General features: G+C 62.1%; 15 protein-coding genes. 10 read left to right on the top strand and 5 right to left on the bottom strand.

The annotated features are described in order from the left end of the window. The first annotated feature begins 72 nt into the window (after nucleotides 1–72). The 8 genes from bglB (at nucleotide 73) to LQK84_RS05775 (ending at nucleotide 8,976) form a co-directional block, all read left to right on the top strand. On the top strand, nucleotides 73–1,182 hold the full coding sequence (bglB, locus tag LQK84_RS05810) for a beta-galactosidase BglB (RefSeq protein ID WP_230827740.1): 1,110 nt from the start codon (nucleotides 73–75) through the stop codon (nucleotides 1,180–1,182). Between the two features lie 157 nt (nucleotides 1,183–1,339). Further along, nucleotides 1,340–2,623, top strand: a complete 1,284-nt coding sequence (locus LQK84_RS05805; RefSeq protein WP_230827739.1) for an ABC transporter substrate-binding protein — start codon at nucleotides 1,340–1,342, stop codon at nucleotides 2,621–2,623. Between the two features lie 71 nt (nucleotides 2,624–2,694). Further along, nucleotides 2,695–3,588 (top strand): carbohydrate ABC transporter permease, encoded by an 894-nt coding sequence (locus tag LQK84_RS05800; RefSeq protein ID WP_230827738.1) that lies wholly within the window; start codon nucleotides 2,695–2,697, stop codon nucleotides 3,586–3,588. A gap of 49 nt (nucleotides 3,589–3,637) precedes the next feature. Then, nucleotides 3,638–4,486, top strand: a complete 849-nt coding sequence (locus tag LQK84_RS05795) for a carbohydrate ABC transporter permease (RefSeq protein WP_230827850.1) — start codon at nucleotides 3,638–3,640, stop codon at nucleotides 4,484–4,486. Nucleotides 4,487–4,497: 11 nt separating this feature from the next. Then, complete coding sequence (locus tag LQK84_RS05790) at nucleotides 4,498–5,592, top strand: ABC transporter ATP-binding protein (protein WP_230827737.1); 1,095 nt, start codon at nucleotides 4,498–4,500, stop codon at nucleotides 5,590–5,592. Beyond that, complete coding sequence (locus LQK84_RS05785; protein WP_230827736.1) at nucleotides 5,589–6,884, top strand: Gfo/Idh/MocA family protein; 1,296 nt, start codon at nucleotides 5,589–5,591, stop codon at nucleotides 6,882–6,884. Before LQK84_RS05790 ends, LQK84_RS05785 begins: the two co-directional genes overlap by 4 nt. Nucleotides 6,885–6,889: 5 nt before the next feature. Continuing rightward, the gene (locus LQK84_RS05780) at nucleotides 6,890–7,912 is read left to right on the top strand and encodes a Gfo/Idh/MocA family protein (RefSeq protein ID WP_230827735.1); all 1,023 of its coding nucleotides are present in this window, start codon (nucleotides 6,890–6,892) and stop codon (nucleotides 7,910–7,912) included. Next, nucleotides 7,909–8,976 (top strand): Gfo/Idh/MocA family protein, encoded by a 1,068-nt coding sequence (locus LQK84_RS05775; RefSeq protein ID WP_230827734.1) that lies wholly within the window; start codon nucleotides 7,909–7,911, stop codon nucleotides 8,974–8,976. The genes LQK84_RS05780 and LQK84_RS05775 overlap by 4 nt, the downstream gene beginning before the upstream one ends. Before the next feature lie 17 nt (nucleotides 8,977–8,993). Here the strand turns inward: LQK84_RS05775 and LQK84_RS05770 are convergent, their stop codons facing one another. Together LQK84_RS05770 and LQK84_RS05765 are read right to left on the bottom strand one after the other, a co-directional pair. Beyond that, nucleotides 8,994–10,109, bottom strand: coding sequence for a Gfo/Idh/MocA family protein (locus LQK84_RS05770; RefSeq protein WP_230827733.1), 1,116 nt, complete (start codon nucleotides 10,107–10,109; stop codon nucleotides 8,994–8,996). A 19-nt stretch (nucleotides 10,110–10,128) separates the two neighbouring features. Beyond that, the gene (locus LQK84_RS05765; RefSeq protein WP_230827732.1) at nucleotides 10,129–10,833 is read right to left on the bottom strand and encodes a GntR family transcriptional regulator; all 705 of its coding nucleotides are present in this window, start codon (nucleotides 10,831–10,833) and stop codon (nucleotides 10,129–10,131) included. Nucleotides 10,834–10,995: 162 nt separating this feature from the next. Here LQK84_RS05765 and LQK84_RS05760 point away from each other — a divergent pair, with 162 nt between their 5' ends. Both LQK84_RS05760 and LQK84_RS05755 read left to right on the top strand, forming a co-directional pair. Then, nucleotides 10,996–12,153 carry an LLM class flavin-dependent oxidoreductase gene (locus tag LQK84_RS05760; RefSeq protein ID WP_230827731.1) on the top strand — a complete coding sequence of 386 codons (1,158 nt, stop codon included), beginning with the start codon at nucleotides 10,996–10,998 and terminating at the stop codon, nucleotides 12,151–12,153. Then, nucleotides 12,153–13,046, top strand: a complete 894-nt coding sequence (locus LQK84_RS05755; RefSeq protein ID WP_230827730.1) for an aldo/keto reductase — start codon at nucleotides 12,153–12,155, stop codon at nucleotides 13,044–13,046. The genes LQK84_RS05760 and LQK84_RS05755 overlap by 1 nt, the downstream gene beginning before the upstream one ends. A gap of 62 nt (nucleotides 13,047–13,108) precedes the next feature. Here LQK84_RS05755 and guaD read toward each other — a convergent pair whose 3' ends face one another. The 3 genes from guaD to LQK84_RS05740 form a co-directional block, all read right to left on the bottom strand. After that, nucleotides 13,109–14,497, bottom strand: a complete 1,389-nt coding sequence (gene guaD / locus LQK84_RS05750; protein ID WP_230827729.1) for a guanine deaminase — start codon at nucleotides 14,495–14,497, stop codon at nucleotides 13,109–13,111. Between the two features lie 5 nt (nucleotides 14,498–14,502). Beyond that, on the bottom strand, nucleotides 14,503–15,360 hold the full coding sequence (locus tag LQK84_RS05745; RefSeq protein WP_230827728.1) for an aromatic ring-hydroxylating oxygenase subunit alpha: 858 nt from the start codon (nucleotides 15,358–15,360) through the stop codon (nucleotides 14,503–14,505). Between the two features lie 122 nt (nucleotides 15,361–15,482). Then, nucleotides 15,483–16,418 (bottom strand): ABC transporter permease, encoded by a 936-nt coding sequence (locus LQK84_RS05740; RefSeq protein WP_230827727.1) that lies wholly within the window; start codon nucleotides 16,416–16,418, stop codon nucleotides 15,483–15,485. Nucleotides 16,419–16,421 lie beyond the last annotated feature (3 nt).

The raw sequence follows: 16,421 nt of genomic DNA, 5'->3' as shown, positions 1-16,421 counted from the left end.
GCTGTCTCAAAGCGGGCGCTGAACGCCCTCTCAACCCCGTCGTTGTCAAACTCATTGCATAAGGTCGCAGCCATGAAGAATGCCGAAGCGGTTTCCAATCTCCTTTCCAGCGTCGCCACGGGTCTGGCGCGCCTGAAAGGCATGAACGAGACCGCACCGCTCCTTGACGACAAGATCACCATCCAGTTCGAGGAATGGGACTGGGAGGTGGGCGTCGGCCTGTATGGTCTCGTGCGCCATGCGGAAGCATCGGGTGACAACGAACTCATCGGGTCCATCGCCGCCTGGTATGACTGGCAGATCGGGCGGGGCCTGCCGCCGCGCCAGGTCAACTCGACCTCGCCGATGCTCCCCCTCGCCTGTCTGATCGATCATGTGCAGCGCCCCGACTGGGAGGCGCTTGTCCAGGACTGGGCCGACTGGCTGATGACAGGCCTTGCGCGGACCGAGGATGGCGGGTTCCAGCACGTCGTCAAGGAGCGCGCGAATGACGGCGAGCTTTGGGACGACACGCTCTTCATGACCTGCCTGTTCCTGGCCAAGGCCGGCAAGCGCTTCGGCCGCAAGGACTGGATCGACGAGGCCATTCATCAGTTTCTCGTCCACACCCGCTATCTCTCCGATCCGGTGACGGGCCTCTGGTATCACGGCTGGAACTTCAATGGCCGGCACAATTTCGCCAAGGCCTTCTGGGCGCGCGGCAATTGCTGGGTCACCGTTGCGATCCCCGAGCTTTTCGGCCTCGTCGGCGATGACATTCCGCCCTTCGCCGCCCGCTTCCTGACGTCCGTTCTGCGCGCGCAGGCAACGGCGATTGCCGGACTGCAAAAGCCCGACGGCATGTTCTGCACCTTGCTCGACGACCCCAACGCGCCGCTGGAAAGCTCGGCCACCGCCGGTTTTTCCTACGGCATCAGCCGCGCCGTGGAGATGGGGCTGCTGCCGCACAGTTTCCGCACCGTTGCGGACAAGGCCTATGACGCGGTGGTCAAGCGCATCGGCGGCGACGGCATCGTGCTTGAGGTGTCGGACGGCACTCCGATGGGCCACGATCTCGATTTCTACCGCAAGATCCCGAACGTGCCCGCACCTTACGGCCAGGCGCTCACGATGCTGATGCTCGTGCAGGCGCTGTCGGAGTTCGAAGGCGACGCCAAACCCCGGATGAGTGCTGCCGGATGAGAAGGTGCCGTACCCGGCATCGCCTCGCGATGCGGGCCGGTGATCGGGACTGAAAGGAACCGGGATCGCCAGGGTTGAGGACCCGGCCTTCCCGTCAACGGAGGAGAAGGGACACGTCCGCTTTGGATTTGTCACCTGTTACAAGGAGGAGGAGTGAATGACCAAGATTACGAGAAGAACCCTGCTGGGAACGATGGGGGCAGCCGCCGCCGCATCGGCCATGTCGGCAATCCCCGGCTTTGCCGCCGAGCGGACGATCCGCCATTTCTGGTGGGGTAACCCCGAGCGCGACAAGCGGACATTCGCCGTCATCGATCTGTTCCAGAAGCACCATGCCGGGATCAAGGTCTCCGGCGAGACCATCGGCTGGAAGGATTACTGGACGAAAATGGCCACACAGACGGCCGGCAGCAACATGGCCGACCTGATCCAGATGGACTACCGCTACCTGTTCGAGTACGTCCATCGCGGCGCGCTGAAGCCGCTCGATGAATATGTCGGCAAGACGCTGATGCTCGCCGATTTCGATGCGGCCCCGCTCTCCGGCGGCAAGGTTGACGGCAAGCTCTACGGCCTCAACATCGGCTCCAACAGCCAGGTCCTCGTCTACAACAACAAGGCCTTCGCGGATGCGGGCATCACCGCGGACGTGATCAACTGGACGCGCGAGGACTTCCCCGCGATCTGCGAAAAGATCACCTCCGCATCGGGCGGCAAGATGAAGGGATCGGACGATCTCTCGACATCGGTCGACATCATGCAGGTCTGGGTCCGCCAGAACGGCCGCGAATTCTATGACGCCGACGGCAAGGTCACCGCCACGGCAGACGATATTGCGAGCTTCTGGGACTATTGGGCGCAGATGCGCAAGGCCGGCGTTGTCTCGGGCAAGGATCGCACGGTGGTCATCAACCCGCCGCTCAGCGAAACCGGCATCGTCACGGGCGGCACCGCGATCTCGCAGTTCTGGTCGAACCAGATGGTCGGCATCCAGGCACTGATGAAGGACAAGGTGGGCGCCGCCATGTTCCCGCACAAGAAGGATGGGCCCTATGGCCAGTACATCAAGCCTTCGATGTTCATGTCCCTGACGCGCGACGTCAAGGATGTCGACGCGGCGATTGCCTACATGAACGACTGGGTCAACGACCCGGAATCGACGCAGGTCCTCGGTCTGGAACGCGGCATTCCCTGCTCGCCCAAGGTGCGTGCTGCCCTCAAACCGACACTGAGCGACACCGAAAAGGACGCCGTTGCCTTCTTCGATGCGATTCAGGATCGGGTCGGCAAGCTTCCGCTGCCCGAACCCAAGGGCGCCGGCGAAGTCTATGAGCTCTTCACCCGCACCGCCTCCGAAGTCGTTCTCGACAAGATCAAGCCGGCCGAGGCGGCCGGGCAGTTCATCCAGGATGCGCAGGACATCGTCGATCGCGCACGCTGACAGGCATCATACCGGATCCCGAACTGACACTTCAGGTTCGGGATCCGGATCTTCGAGACAGAGGCCGCTTCATGAGACGCTTCATCACCCGGAACGCACCAGGCTACACATTTCTATTGCCGTGGCTGATTGGCTTTTTCCTTCTGACGCTTGGCCCCATTCTGGCCTCGCTCTATCTGTCCTTCACAAAATACGACATGGTCAGTGCGCCGCGCTGGGTCGGCTGGGACAATTACGTCTATATGTTCACGCGCGACCGGCGTTTCTGGAAGGCGCTGCACGTGACCTTCAGCTATGTGGCTCTGGCCGTGCCGGCCCGATTGATCATGGCCCTGGCTGTGGCGATGATCCTCGACAAGGGGCTCCGCTCGATCAGCCTTTACCGGGCGATCTTCTATCTCCCGTCGCTGCTCGGCTCCTCCATCGCCATCGCCATCCTCTGGCGCCAGCTTTTTGCCAAGGACGGCGCGGTCAATGCGGTTCTGTCCTTCGTCGGCATTGACGGACCATCCTGGATCACCGATCCCAATACCTCGCTCTACACCCTTGTCGTTCTGGCAATGTGGCAGTTCGGCTCACCGATGCTGATCTTCCTGGCGGGTCTGAGATCCATTCCGAAGGATCTCTATGAGGCCGCCGAAATCGACGGGACGCCGGCATGGCGGCAGTTCACCCGCATCACGCTGCCGCTGCTCGCCCCGGTGATTTTCTTCAACCTCGTCCTGCAGACGATTGACGCGTTCAAGACCTTCTCCAGCGTCTTCATCATTTCGCATGGCAATGGCGCACCGGCAGACAGCCTGCTGTTCTACACCGTCTATCTCTTCAACGAGGCCTTCAGCTTCTTCCGCATGGGCTACGCCTCGGCGCTTGCCTGGGTGCTGCTGGTCATCATCGCGGTCTTCACCGGACTTGCCTTCCTCTCTTCGAAATACTGGGTGCATTATGAAAACGAACGCGACTGACCCGGCATTCGACCGCCAGCTCGCCGAAGCCGCCGCGATTGCCGCCGTCATGCGGCAGCGGCGGGAGGCGCAGGCACGGCGCGGACGTCTGCTGAAGCACGCTTTCCTGATCGCAGCCTCCTGCGTGATGCTCTATCCGCTGTTCTGGCTGCTCTCCGCATCGGTCAAACCCGAGAACGAAATCTTCACGTCGCTTTCGCTCTGGCCGACAGTGTTCCAGTTCGACAACTACACGAAGGGCTGGAACGCCCTGCCGATGTCGTTTTCGGTATTCTACATCAATTCGGCCATCGTGACGGGCCTCTCCGTCATCGGCAACCTGCTCTCCTGTTCCTTTGCGGCCTATGCCTTTGCGCGGCTGCGGTTCAACGGGCGGAATTTCTTCTTCGCGCTGATGATGCTGACCCTCATGATCCCCTATCATGTGGTCCTCATTCCCCAGTATGTGGAATTCCTGAAGCTCGGATGGGTGAACACCTATCTGCCGCTGATCGTGCCGAAGTTTCTCGCCTCCGACGTCTTCTTCGTCTTCCTGATGATCCAGTTCTTCCGGCAACTGCCGCGCGAGCTGGACGAAGCGGCGGAAATCGACGGCTGCTCGCCCTTCAAGATCTACTGGCGGATCATCCTGCCCCTGTCGTTGCCGGCGATGGGAACGGCGGCGATCTTCTCCTTCATCTGGATCTGGGAAGACTTCCTCGGGCCGCTGATCTACCTCAACGACATCAAGACGTTCACGGTGCCGCTGGCGCTGCGGCTTTTCGTCGACTCGCAAGGGGAATCGGCCTTCGGGCAGATGTTCGCGATGTCCGTCACCTCGCTGGTCCCGGTCATCATCTTCTTCGTTCTCTTTCAGAAGCTCATCATCCGCGGCATCGCGACCACAGGGATGAAATAGGATATCAGGCAATGGTAGGATTGACCCTTCGAAACACCGGCAAACGCTACGGTGCCCTCTCCATCATCCAGGACCTGAACCTTGACGTGCGCGACGGCGAGTTTCTGGTTCTCGTCGGCCCTTCAGGCTGCGGCAAGTCGACCCTTCTGCGCATGATCGCGGGGCTCGAGGACATCACCGACGGCACGATCGCCATGGACGGGCGCGTCGTCAACGACCTGCCCGCCTCCAAGCGCGAACTGTCGATGGTGTTCCAGAGCTACGCGCTCTATCCGCATATGACGGTCGCCAAGAACCTGGCCTTCGGGCTGGAGAACATGAAGGTTCCGCGCGCCGAGGTGGAGCGCCGCGTTGCCGAGGCAGCGCGCATCCTGCAGATCGAAAAGCTGCTCGACCGCAAGCCGCGCCAGCTTTCAGGCGGGCAGAAGCAGCGCGTCGCCATCGGCCGCGCCATCGTGCGCGAACCCAAGCTCTTCCTTTTCGACGAGCCGCTTTCCAACCTCGATGCGGAATTGCGCGTGCAGATGCGCGCCGAGCTTGCCTCGCTCTATGCCCGTCTCGGCACCACCATGATCTATGTCACCCACGACCAGGTGGAAGCCATGACGCTGGCAAGCCGCATCGTGGTGCTCCGTGCCGGCAAGATCGAGCAGGTTGGCACGCCCCAGGAACTCTATACCCGGCCCCAGAACCTCTTCGTCGCCGGCTTCATCGGCTCGCCGAAGATCAACATGATCGAGGCCCGGCTGACACAGGGCAATGACGGACTGGAGGCGACCGCGCGAGGCTTCCGCCCATTCCGCATCCCAGCCCTTTCCACGACGGATACCGCAATCACCGTCTGCGTGCGTCCCGGCTCCATCGCGCTGGGAACCGGCGCGGTCCAGGCGGAAGGCACGGTCAGGCTTGTCGAATATCTCGGAAACGAAACGCTGCTTCACGTCCAGCTCGCCTCCGGCCAGATCCTGCTGGTCAGCGGCAAGGAGCAAGGCGCGACCAAAGCCGGAGACACCGTCACCGTCGGCTTCGAACTCTCCGACATCCACTATTTCGACAGCAACGGCCAGCGTGTCGAGCCACTCCAGCATGAGGGTCTCTTGCAATGAAGATTGCCATCGTGGGGTGCGGATCGCGGCACAAGATGTTCCGCGATTCAGTCACCGAGGATTATTCCGACAGGCATGAGATCGTCGCGCTGTGCGACAGCAATGCCCACAGGCTCGGCGAAGCCGCGAAGGCGATCGACAAGCCGGGAACGAATGGTGTCGCAACCTATCTCGCCGCCGATTTCGACCGGCTTCTCGACGAGCAGAAGCCGGACACGGTCGTCGTCACGACGCCGGACTTCCTGCATTCCGACTATATCGTGCGCGCCTTCGAGGCCGGATGCGACGTGATCTGCGAAAAGCCGCTGACCATCGACCTTTCGAGGCTGAAACACATCATCGATGCCCAGGCACGAACGGGTCGGAAAGTGAAGGTCACCTTCAACTACCGCTATTCGCCCGCGCGCACGCAGATCAAGGAGCTACTCTCCTCGGGCATCATCGGCACGATCACTGCCGTCGATTTCCGCTGGCATCTCGACCGGGTTCACGGCGCCGACTATTTCCGCCGCTGGCATCGGCAGAAAGAGAATTCCGGCGGCCTCCTCGTCCACAAGTCGACGCATCACTTCGACCTGCTCAACTGGTGGCTAGGCTCGGTGCCGACGGACGTTCTGGCGACAGGCCGGCGCGTCTTCTACAGGCCGGAAACGGCAGTGGAGCTTGGCCTGTCGGATCACGGCCCGCGCTGTCATGGCTGTCCCGCCTTCGATCGCTGCGTCTTCCGCCTCGATCTCGACGGCGACGAAAACCTGCGCAGTCTCTATCTCGATGCGGAAAACGAAGACGGCTATTTCCGCGACCTCTGCGTCTTCGATGAGGAGATCGGCATCGAGGACACGGTGCAGGCCCATATCCGCTACGCTTCCGGCGCCACCGCCAATTACACGCTGACCGCCTATTCGCCCTGGGAAGGACTGGAAATCAAGTTCCACGGCACCAAGGGCGAACTCACGCATCGCCATGTCGAGGTTCACGGCGTCTTCGGCGGCGTGCGCGACCATGCCGACAAGGACGCGATCACCACGGAGCTTCATCTGGCCGGAGAGCCGCCGCGCATGCTCGACGTGCCGGCCGGCGAAGGCGATCACGGCGGGGCCGATCCGCTGATGCTCGGCTATATCTTCGATCCGGACAATCAGGAGCCGGACCGCTATCAGCGGGCCTCCGATCACATCGGCGGCGCCTGGTCCATCCTCACCGGCATTGCCGCCAACGCTTCGATCGAGACCGGTTCGCTGGTCCATATTCCCACCATGCTGCGTGCGCGCGGGTTGAAGCTGGACCGGTAAAGACCATGGCATCCCAACTGAAGATTGGCGTGATCGGGATCGATCATGGCCATATCTACGACATGCTGAACGGCATGCTCAAAGCCGGTGGTGTGTTTGCTGCGTGGGCGACCGGGCCGGAGACACCGGAACACACGCGTGCCGAGTTTCAGGCCACCTACCCCCACGTCCCCGAAAAGACCGAAGCCGAAATCCTGGAAGACAAGAGCATCCATCTGATCCTGTGCTCCGGCATCAACAGCGAGCGCGCCGCGGTCGCCATCACGGCCATGCGCCATGGCAAGGATGTCATGGTCGACAAGCCCGGCTGCGTCAGCCTGCAACAGCTTGCCGATATCCGCCGGACTGTCGCGGAGACCGGCCGCATATGGAGTGTCTGCTTTTCGGAGCGCTTCTGCGTGGAGAGCAACACGCTGGCCGATCGGCTGATTGCCGAAGGCCGCATCGGCAAGGTCGTGCAGACCGTCGGCCTCGGTCCGCACCGCGCCAATCCGTCAGCCCGCCCGGCCTGGTTCTGGGAGCGGCAGAAGACGGGCGGCATCCTGACCGACATCTGCGCCCATCAATTCGACCAGTTCCTGCATTTCACCGGTTCGACGGAAGCCCGGATCGTCAGCGCCTTTACCGGCAATGTCGCCAATCCGGACAGGCCCGACTTCCAGGATTTTGGCGAAGTGCTGCTCGAAGGCAATGGCGGGCGCGGCTATCACCGCGTCGACTGGCTGACGCCATCGGGCCTGCCGGTCTGGGGCGACGGCCGCATGACCATTCTGGGCACAGACGGCTATATCGAGCTCAGAAAATACATTGATATTGCTGGCCAACCGGGCGGCGACCATGTCTTTCTGGTGAATGGCGGGGGCGTGCAACGCTTCGACGCAACGGGCACCGGCCTCCCCTATTTCGGCCACTTCGCCAGCGATATCGAAGCGCGCACCGAAACGGCGATGACCCAGGCCCATGCCTTCATGGCCACCGAACTGGCGCTGACAGCGCAGGCAATCGCAGAAAACGGAGCTAACAAGTGACAACACGTCTTCGCGTGGCCATTATCGGCGCCGGCATCGGCAAGAACCACATGATCGCCTATGCCAAGCTCATGCATCTCTTCGACATCCGCTATGTCTGCGATCTCAATATCGACAGGGCGCAGGACGTGGTGGAGCTGATGCCCGGCTGCCGCGCCATCGCCGATATGGCGGAAGCATTTGCCGACCCGGACATCGACATCATCGACAACTGCCTGCCGCCACACCTGCATGCGCCCATTTCGCTTGCGGCGCTGGAAGCCGGCAAGCATGTGATCTGCGAGAAGCCGATCTCCGGCTCTCTCGCCGATGTCGACCGGATGATCGATGCCGCAAAGCGCATCGGAAAGCAGGTCTTTCCGGTCTTTCAATACCGTTACGGCGCGGGCTATCGCGCAGCCCATGCGTTGAAAACACGCGGGCTCTTGGGCAAGGCCTATACGCTGTCGCTGGAAACCCACTGGCAGCGCGGCGCCGACTATTATGCGCAGAAATGGCGCGGGATGTGGAAGGGCGAGCTTGGAGGAGCAATCGTCAGCCACGCCTGCCACATCCACAATCTGGCCACGCATCTGACCGGCGAGGTTGTCGAAGTTGCCGCCTTCCTCGACACGCGCGTCAACCCGATCGAGACGGAGGATTGCGGCGCAATCATCATGCGGACCGGCGACGGCGCCCTGGTGACCTCATCCCTGACGCTGGGCGCGGCCGGCAACACCTCGCGGTTCCGCGCCTGCTTCGAACATGTCATGATGACCTCGGATACCGAGGCCTATCATATCGGCGGAGGCAACTGGACGTTTCTGGCCACGGATCCGGCGCGCCAGGCGGAGATCGACGCGATCGTCGCGCTCTACCCCGACACCGAACGGCGATTTACCGGCATGTTCATGGACATCCACGCGCATCTGACCGAAGGAAAGGACGTCTTCCTGCCCACGATGGTGGAAGGGCGCCATTCCATCGAGCTGATGACGGCGATCTACGATTCCGCCCGCAACGGCAGGTTTGTCAGCCTTCCGCTGGCTCGCGATCACGCGCTTTCGGACGGCTGGCTGCCATAATCACCTGAGTGCGCGGCTCAACGCTTGACCCCGTAGGCAACCTGATCGAGACGCACCGCCTCGCCTGTTGCTGCCGACTGCTGCGCGGCCATGCCCATGGCGACCGCCCACCAGCCATCCTCCAGCGTCACCTCGACCGGCTGCGCGCCAAGAGCGGCGCGCTGGAAGCGCTGATGCTGATAGAAGGTCGAGCCGTTGTGATCGCCGGCGGCGAGCAGTTGCTGATCAACCGGGATTTCGACCAGTCGCGGCCCCTTCGGCTCGCGCGGCGAGACGACAACCTGCGGCACCGGCGGCTCGCCGAGATGGTCGGGCCAGAAGCGCCCCGGCCCCGGCACATGCGCCTCGATCTTGCCCTTCGGCCCGACGGCGGAAATCTCCTCCTGATAGCGGGCGCCCTCGGCAAACATGCAGAGTTCCAGCATGGCGCGTGCGCCGGAGGCGAAATCGACGATCACATAGGCATTGTCCCAGATATCGGAGCGCTTGCCGTCATAGACCTCGTCCAGATGGTTCACCGACTGGCCTCCCGAGGCCATGACACGCACCGGATCCGATTTCAGAATGAAGCGCATCAAGTCAAAGAAATGACAGCATTTTTCGACCAGTGTGCCGCCTGTATTGCGGTTGAAGCGGTTCCAGTCGCCGACCTTTTCCAGGAACGGAAAACGATGCTCGCGAATGGTCAGCATCCTGATGCCGCCAGTCGCGGCCTCCGCCTCTTCCACTAGCCGGGCAACGGGCGGCATGTAACGATATTCCATCGCCACCCAGATCGGCGCGGGGTAAGCGGCACGAAGGGCTGCGAGACGCGGCGCATCGTCCGGATCGGTAAAAAGCGGCTTTTCGCAGAGAATGGGCAGCGGGCGGATTGCCGCGATCTCTTCAAGTTGGCGCAGATGCATGTAGTTCGGGCTGACGATCAGCAGGCAGTTGACCGCATCGACCGCCAGAACATCGGCAATCGAATTGACCATCGCGGCACCCGGCGCCATCTCGGCGGCAATCGCGCGCATCCCGGCATCCGGCTCGAAAATGGCGGCAACGCTCGCATCGGGTAGAAGCGCAATATTGCGCAAATGCTCCTGCCCCATCATGCCGCAACCGATCAATCCGTAATTCAACGTCGTCATTGGACTTCCTGCTGTCTGTCTATTTCAGTCGCGCCACATAGCGGGCGATTTCCGGGTCAAACCATGTGTGGGAGACTTCCACCTTGCCGCCACGCTGGTCATGACTGATACGCAGCACCTGCGGCGCGGGCGCGCCGGCGGGCATGCCGAATTCGTCCGGCCGCCATTCGGGTACGAAACCAAGGCCCATGCGGTCTTCCGCCCGCACGATCCAGAGCTTGAGCTTCTGGCGATAATAGAGATAGAGCGATTCCGACAGGTCCTCGACCTTGAAGCCCACTGCGGCGCCGGCATCAAGCCAGATCTCCTCCAGCGCCGCGGGCTTGCCGGAGAGCCGGCGCAGGCGACGGATGCGCCAGGCCTCGGATGACTTACCGAAGTCCGGCAAATCCGCCGGCTTCTCGCGGCGCACGACACTGAGGATTTCCGCCGTCGGCAGGCCACCGCCCTCGATCAGTTCGAGGCGGAACATGGCGTAGACGCTTTGCGGATTGCTGACGGCGCGAATGTAATTGCCGGAGCCTTGCCGACGCTCAAGAAGCCCGCGTTTTTCCAATTCGGCCAAGGCTTTGCGCAGCGTTCCTACAGCGATTCCAAGCTCCGCCGCCATGTCGCGCTCGGGCGGCAAACGCTCACCGTCGATCAGCCGATTGGCAGCGATGTCGCGCACCAGAAGCTCGGCGATCTGGATATAGATGGGCAGGCTGCCTGCGGTCGAATTCATGGCTTCCGCGACCTCCCAACCGCCGAAACTATTCCTGGCGCATCGTCCTTTCCGACGTGTCGTACCGACATCCGGGGGCGATGCTGCAAAAATTGATACACCATTGATCTACAACAAGCTTGATGTTACGCAAGAGAAAAATGCACCTCCGGGAGGAAAATCATGACGGTCGTTCCCGTCACATCCGCAGATCTCGACGCCGCCGAAGTGTCGTGGTTCGCCGCTCTGTGTTCCGATGACTATGAATATCTCGGCGTACCCGATGGGAACCTGCGCTCCAGCTTCGAGCATTGCTCGGACATCGTGAAGACGGCGGAAAGCTTAGGCTTCCGCAACATTCTCTGCCCCTCCTCCTATCAGGTGGGCCAGGATACGCTCTCCTTCGTCGCGGCGTGTGCGCCCATCACCGAAAAGATCAACATGCTGGCGGCCATCCGCTGCGGCGAGATGCAGCCGATCATGCTGGCGCGCACGGTCGCAACGCTTGACCACATGCTGAAGGGCCGGCTGACGCTGAATGTCATCTCCTCCGACTTCCCGGGCGAAGTGGCCGACAGCGCCTTCCGCTACAGGCGCAGCCACGAGGTCGTGGAAATCCTGCGCCAGGCCTGGACGCGCGACAGGATCGACTTCGAGGGCGAGGTTTATAACTTCAAGAACGTGCCGACCGACCCTGCAAGGCCCTATCAGCAGAATGGTGGCCCGCTGCTCTATTTCGGCGGCTATTCGCCCGACGCGCTGGAGCTTTGCGGCGCGCAATGCGACGTCTATCTCATGTGGCCGGAGACGAAGGAACAGCTCGCCGAGCGGATGAAGGCGGTCCACGCCCGCGCCGCTGCCCATGGCCGCACGCTGGACTACGGTCTGCGCGTCCACATGATCGTCCGCGACACCGAGAAGGAAGCGCGGGACTATGCAGAACACCTCGTATCCAGGCTCGACGACGAATATGGCAAGCTGATCCGCGAGCGGGCGCATGATTCCATTTCGCTCGGCGTGGCGCATCAGGCCCGCGCACGCGAGCTGGCCGACCAGTTCGGCTATATCGAGCCGCATCTCTGGACCGGCATCGGCCGGGCGCGCTCCGGCTGCGGGGCCGCGATCGTCGGTTCGACCGATCAGGTGCTGTCCGAACTGGAGGCCTATCGCAAGATGGGCATCCGCGCTTTCATCCTGTCCGGCTATCCGCATCTTGACGAAGCGCAATATTTCGGCACCAAGGTTCTGCCGCAGCTGAAAACCTGTTCGCTGCCGCATGAATATGGACGTGTGCCCGCCGAAACCCCGGCGACACCTCTTGGAACCGGAGTTCGCCGCTGATGGAACGCATTGATATTACACACGATCTCACCTTCAGCCGCCTCGTCTACGGCATGTGGCGGCTGGGCGATGACACGGATACGTCGGATGCGCATATCCGCGCCAAGCTCGACGCCTGCCTTGCGCAGGGCATCACGACGATGGACCATGCCGACATCTATGGCGGCTACACGGTCGAAGGCCTGTTCGGCCGCGTGCTGAAGGCAACGCCGTCGCTGCGCGACCAGATCGAGATCGTCACCAAATGCGATATCGTCGTGCCGGCCGGACGGCATTCCGCTGCACGCCTCAAATATTACGACACGAGTGCGGCCCACATCACCACATCCCTCGAGGCCTCGCTGAAGGAACTCGGCACCGATCATGTCGACCTCCTGCTGATCCATCGCCCCGATCCTTTCATGGACCCGGACGAGACCGGCACGGCGCTGGACGCACTGGTCGCATCGGGCAAGGTGCGCGCCGTCGGCGTCTCCAATTTCCGCCCCTGGGATTTCTCGCTGCTGCAATCGTCCATGGAGCAGAACCTTGTCGTCAACCAGATCGAACTGAGCCTCGCCTGCACGGACCCGTTCACCAACGGTGATCTCGCCTATCTGCAGGAACGCCTGATCGTGCCGATGGCATGGTCGCCGCTTGGCGGTGGCGGGCTGATGGATGGTTCGAAGCCGGCGCTGAGCGCCGCACTCAAGCGGATCGCCGGCGAACAGGGCGTTGCCGAAACCGCCGTGGCCGTTGCCTGGCTGCTGGCACATCCGGCCCGCATCGCGCCCGTGCTCGGCACCAACAATCTTTCCCGTATCGCGAAGATCGGCGAGGCTGCCAAGGTCGAAATCGACCGGCAGACCTGGTTTGAACTCTACACGCTGGCAATCGGAAAAGAAGTGCCCTGAGGACGGCGCGCGGCGGCGCGAGATTCCGGATGCGGAAGGTGCGCCTTCGGACGGTTTTCGCGTCACGCGGCCTGATCGGCAATCCCGGTTCCGGCCACCGCCCGGCCAGCCACCCAGACCTGGGCGATATTGCCCTTTGACGCGGTGAAGATGATCCGCTGCAAGAGATCATCGCTCGTCTCCGCCTCATCCCACAGGCGGATCGTGCCGCCGGGCGCGTTGCAATCGATCAGCATCGCATCGAAGGCATAGCCCGGCGCAAATTGCCCCACAGGCAGGTCCAGCGCCTTCGCTCCGCCGGCGGTTGCGACATGGAACGCATGGCGGAAATCGATCCGTGCAGGGGCACCGGACGCGCGCTCGGCCGCACTCTTTTGCGGATCGACACCCGTTTCCAGCATCCGCGAAACCGTGATCGCATTGCGGCTCGCCTCGAACATGGAGGCGCTGGGGCCGCCGGAAATATCCGTGCCGAGGCCGATATGGAGCCCCTTTTCCAGCGCGGCGCGGAGCGGAAACACGGCGCCGGCGAAGAAGGAATTGGAAAGCGGGCAATGCGCGACAGCCGCCTCACGGACTTTCAGCAACTCCATATCCGAGGCCGTCAGGAAGTTGGAATGCGCCAGCATCGTCCGCCGTCCGAGAAGGCCGAAGCGATCAAGGCTAGCGGCATCGGTCATGCCGTGGCGCTCCAGCACATAGCCATGCGCCCAATCGCTCTCCGAACAATGGGTCTGCACATGGCAGCCGCATTCCTGCGCCAATTGCCCCAGGCCCTCCAGCGCCGCATCGGTGCAGGCGGGAATGAAGCGCGGAGTAATGACCGGCTTCACGAGGCCGCTCGCATTGTCGGGATGGGCAAAGATATAGTCGATCAGCGCCCGCGTGCCCTCCACGGCAGCCTCTGGCGAGGCGTCGCGATAATAGTCCGGGCAGTTTTCGGGATGATCCATCGCCACCTTGCCGACCAGCGCACGCTGGCCTTTCTCAAGGCAGATATCGGCGAGCAGCCGCGTCGCCTCCTGATGGATGGTCGCGAAATAGAGCGCCGTCGTCGTTCCATTCGCAAGCAGATCGGCCACCAGCAGATCATAAGCGCGGCGCGCATAGGCGAGATCGGCAAAGCGCGCCTCAAGGGGGAACGTGTATTTGTGGAGCCACACTTCCAGCGGCACATCCAGCGCCGAGCCCAGCTGCGGATATTGCGGCGCATGGACATGGCAATCGACAAAGCCGGGCAGGATATAGCAGCCCTCCGGCAGTCGATGCAGAATGCCCTGCCCTTCGATCGCGGACTTCAGCACTTCATATCGGGCTTCGGTCGGGCGAACGACGTCACCAATGACACCATCCGCATCGATCTCGATCAGCGTGTCGTCCAGAACCTCAACGTCGCCACACACGGGCGCGTGGAAACCTCTGGCAAGCAGCCATGCATTTCTCAGCATCATCGCTGTCACGCGGCTTGAAGGCTGGTGCCGTAGGTCACGCCTTTTTCCTTCAGCCAGCGGCGATAGGCGATGGAGGAGGCATCCGCCCGTGTCGGTATTTCCGAGCGTGGCTCCAGCGGCAAGAGAACCGGGCGCTGGTTTTCCAGAATGATGCGGTCCTGAAGGAAGATGAGCTGCTGGAACTCGATCAGCGAGCTGGTCGTCGAGACATCATCGATCAGATACATGACCGGATGCGCACGGCAGCGGTCGACATCGACGGGCTGCACGAAGAGGCAGATCAGATCCCAGCGATTGGCCGAATTCGGGCAGGTCTTGTAAAGCAGCGTCGTGAACGGCGTCATCACGCGATAGATATATTGCGTCATGATGCCCTCCTTTGCCGACAGGGCTGCCTGCGGCTGGAAGAACTGGCAATTTGTCGCCCAGACCTCGTCCACGTCACGACGGATCTCGACATTGTAATGCTCGACTTCGGTATGCGGTTCGGAGCCCAGGATATCCGTATGGACGAAGGGGAAATGCGCCATGTCGAGGAAGTTCTCGACAATGCGAAGGCCTGAGGCGTTCACGGCCACCACGCCGCAGGGCACATAGCGCCTATCAGGCTCATCGGCTTCCGGCATCGGGAATACGTCGCGCTCCGGCGTGCCAAGCGTTGTCCAGATGAAACCGAAGCGCTGGCGGATCGGCAGTGCTTCGTCACGACCGGCACAATAGACCGTCACACCGTCCGTCTTGCTGCGCACCACCTTGAGGTCGAAGCCCAGCAGCCGGTTACTTGACGTCCCAAAGGGGATCTGTGCTTCAGTATCGATAACATACCACTGATCAATGGACGCCTTGTCACTTGCCTGAACCATGATCTTACCCTTTCCAGCGGACCGCATTCTAAAATGTTAGTTGATCGCTGCGCCACCCGACATCTAGTCGGCTTGGGGCGCATTCGACATTCAGTTACTTTAATCGCGTCGCAGGCACTCAGCTAGCGCACATTTCGATAATAGGGCTCGCCCAGTGCTGCCGGGGCCGCCATGGCGCGGCGCATCTTCTGCCAGGCGATGACCGGCACGATGATGAAGCCAAGCGTTCCGAGATAAGGCAGCATGGAGAGGAAGGCCGGCGCAATCGGCCAGCCCCTCGCCTGCCCGACAAACCCGAGCGCGGTGATCAGACCGAAAAGCAGGCCGGAAAGCGCCGCCATGCCCGGCCGGTAGCCCGCAAAAATGACCAGCGCGACGGCGATCCAGCCGCGTCCGGCAATCACGCCATCCGACCAGGAGGGTACGAAGGCGAGCGTCAGATAGGCCCCGGCTCCGCCGGCAAGTGCCGCACCCGCCGTCACGTAGCAGAAGCGCATCGTGTTGACCGATATGCCCGCCGCATCGGCAGCTGCCGGGTTTTCGCCGACTGCGCGCATGTTCATGCCGTGGCGGGTGTAGAACATCAGATAGCTGAGCCCGATCGGCAGGATCAGATAGATGAGATAAATCAGGATATTCTGCGAGAAGAAGGCTTTGCCGAGAACCGGAATGTCGGACAGCAGCGGTATGGTAATCGGCTGGAAAGTCGCCGCCGCCGGCATGCCGGAATAGCCACGGCCGATCGTCTGGGCAAGGCCTGTGCCCATCAGCGTCAGGGCGAGGCCGCAAAGCACCTGGTTTGCCTTGATCATGACGGTGGCGAAAGCGAAGGCCGCGCCGAAGAGCGCGCCCACGGCAAGCGCGGCGAGGAAACCCAGCACCGGCGAATGCGTTGCCGAAACGGCAGCAATGCCTGTGACGGCGCCCATGGCCATCAAGCCCTCGACGCCGAGATTGACGACGCCGACGCGCTCGGCCAGCACTTCACCAATGGCCGCCAGCGCCAGCACGCCGCCGGCGAGAAACGCGGTTGTCAGCAGTCCGGTAATCAGATCCATGAC

The organism is Rhizobium sp. C4 (genome assembly GCF_021026315.1).
Taxonomy (GTDB): Bacteria; Pseudomonadota; Alphaproteobacteria; order Rhizobiales; family Rhizobiaceae; genus Ensifer_A.
Note: the sequence above shows the minus strand (reverse complement) of the source record. Positions and strands in the feature narration are given on the sequence as shown.

What these genes read in the sequence shown, in the direction of transcription:
- LQK84_RS05800 (WP_230827738.1), top strand. Translation starts at nt 2,695, where the DNA reads ATGAGACGCTTCATCACCCGGAACGCACCAGGCTACACATTTCTATTG.
- LQK84_RS05755 (WP_230827730.1), top strand. Translation starts at nt 12,153, where the DNA reads ATGGAACGCATTGATATTACACACGATCTCACCTTCAGCCGCCTCGTC.
- LQK84_RS05790 (WP_230827737.1), top strand. Translation starts at nt 4,498, where the DNA reads ATGGTAGGATTGACCCTTCGAAACACCGGCAAACGCTACGGTGCCCTC.
- LQK84_RS05795 (WP_230827850.1), top strand. Translation starts at nt 3,638, where the DNA reads ATGCGGCAGCGGCGGGAGGCGCAGGCACGGCGCGGACGTCTGCTGAAG.
- guaD (WP_230827729.1), bottom strand. Translation starts at nt 14,497, where the DNA reads ATGATGCTGAGAAATGCATGGCTGCTTGCCAGAGGTTTCCACGCGCCC.
- LQK84_RS05785 (WP_230827736.1), top strand. Translation starts at nt 5,589, where the DNA reads ATGAAGATTGCCATCGTGGGGTGCGGATCGCGGCACAAGATGTTCCGC.
- LQK84_RS05760 (WP_230827731.1), top strand. Translation starts at nt 10,996, where the DNA reads ATGACGGTCGTTCCCGTCACATCCGCAGATCTCGACGCCGCCGAAGTG.
- LQK84_RS05805 (WP_230827739.1), top strand. Translation starts at nt 1,340, where the DNA reads ATGACCAAGATTACGAGAAGAACCCTGCTGGGAACGATGGGGGCAGCC.
- bglB (WP_230827740.1), top strand. Translation starts at nt 73, where the DNA reads ATGAAGAATGCCGAAGCGGTTTCCAATCTCCTTTCCAGCGTCGCCACG.
- LQK84_RS05740 (WP_230827727.1), bottom strand. Translation starts at nt 16,418, where the DNA reads ATGGATCTGATTACCGGACTGCTGACAACCGCGTTTCTCGCCGGCGGC.
- LQK84_RS05780 (WP_230827735.1), top strand. Translation starts at nt 6,890, where the DNA reads ATGGCATCCCAACTGAAGATTGGCGTGATCGGGATCGATCATGGCCAT.
- LQK84_RS05765 (WP_230827732.1), bottom strand. Translation starts at nt 10,833, where the DNA reads ATGAATTCGACCGCAGGCAGCCTGCCCATCTATATCCAGATCGCCGAG.
- LQK84_RS05770 (WP_230827733.1), bottom strand. Translation starts at nt 10,109, where the DNA reads ATGACGACGTTGAATTACGGATTGATCGGTTGCGGCATGATGGGGCAG.
- LQK84_RS05745 (WP_230827728.1), bottom strand. Translation starts at nt 15,360, where the DNA reads ATGGTTCAGGCAAGTGACAAGGCGTCCATTGATCAGTGGTATGTTATC.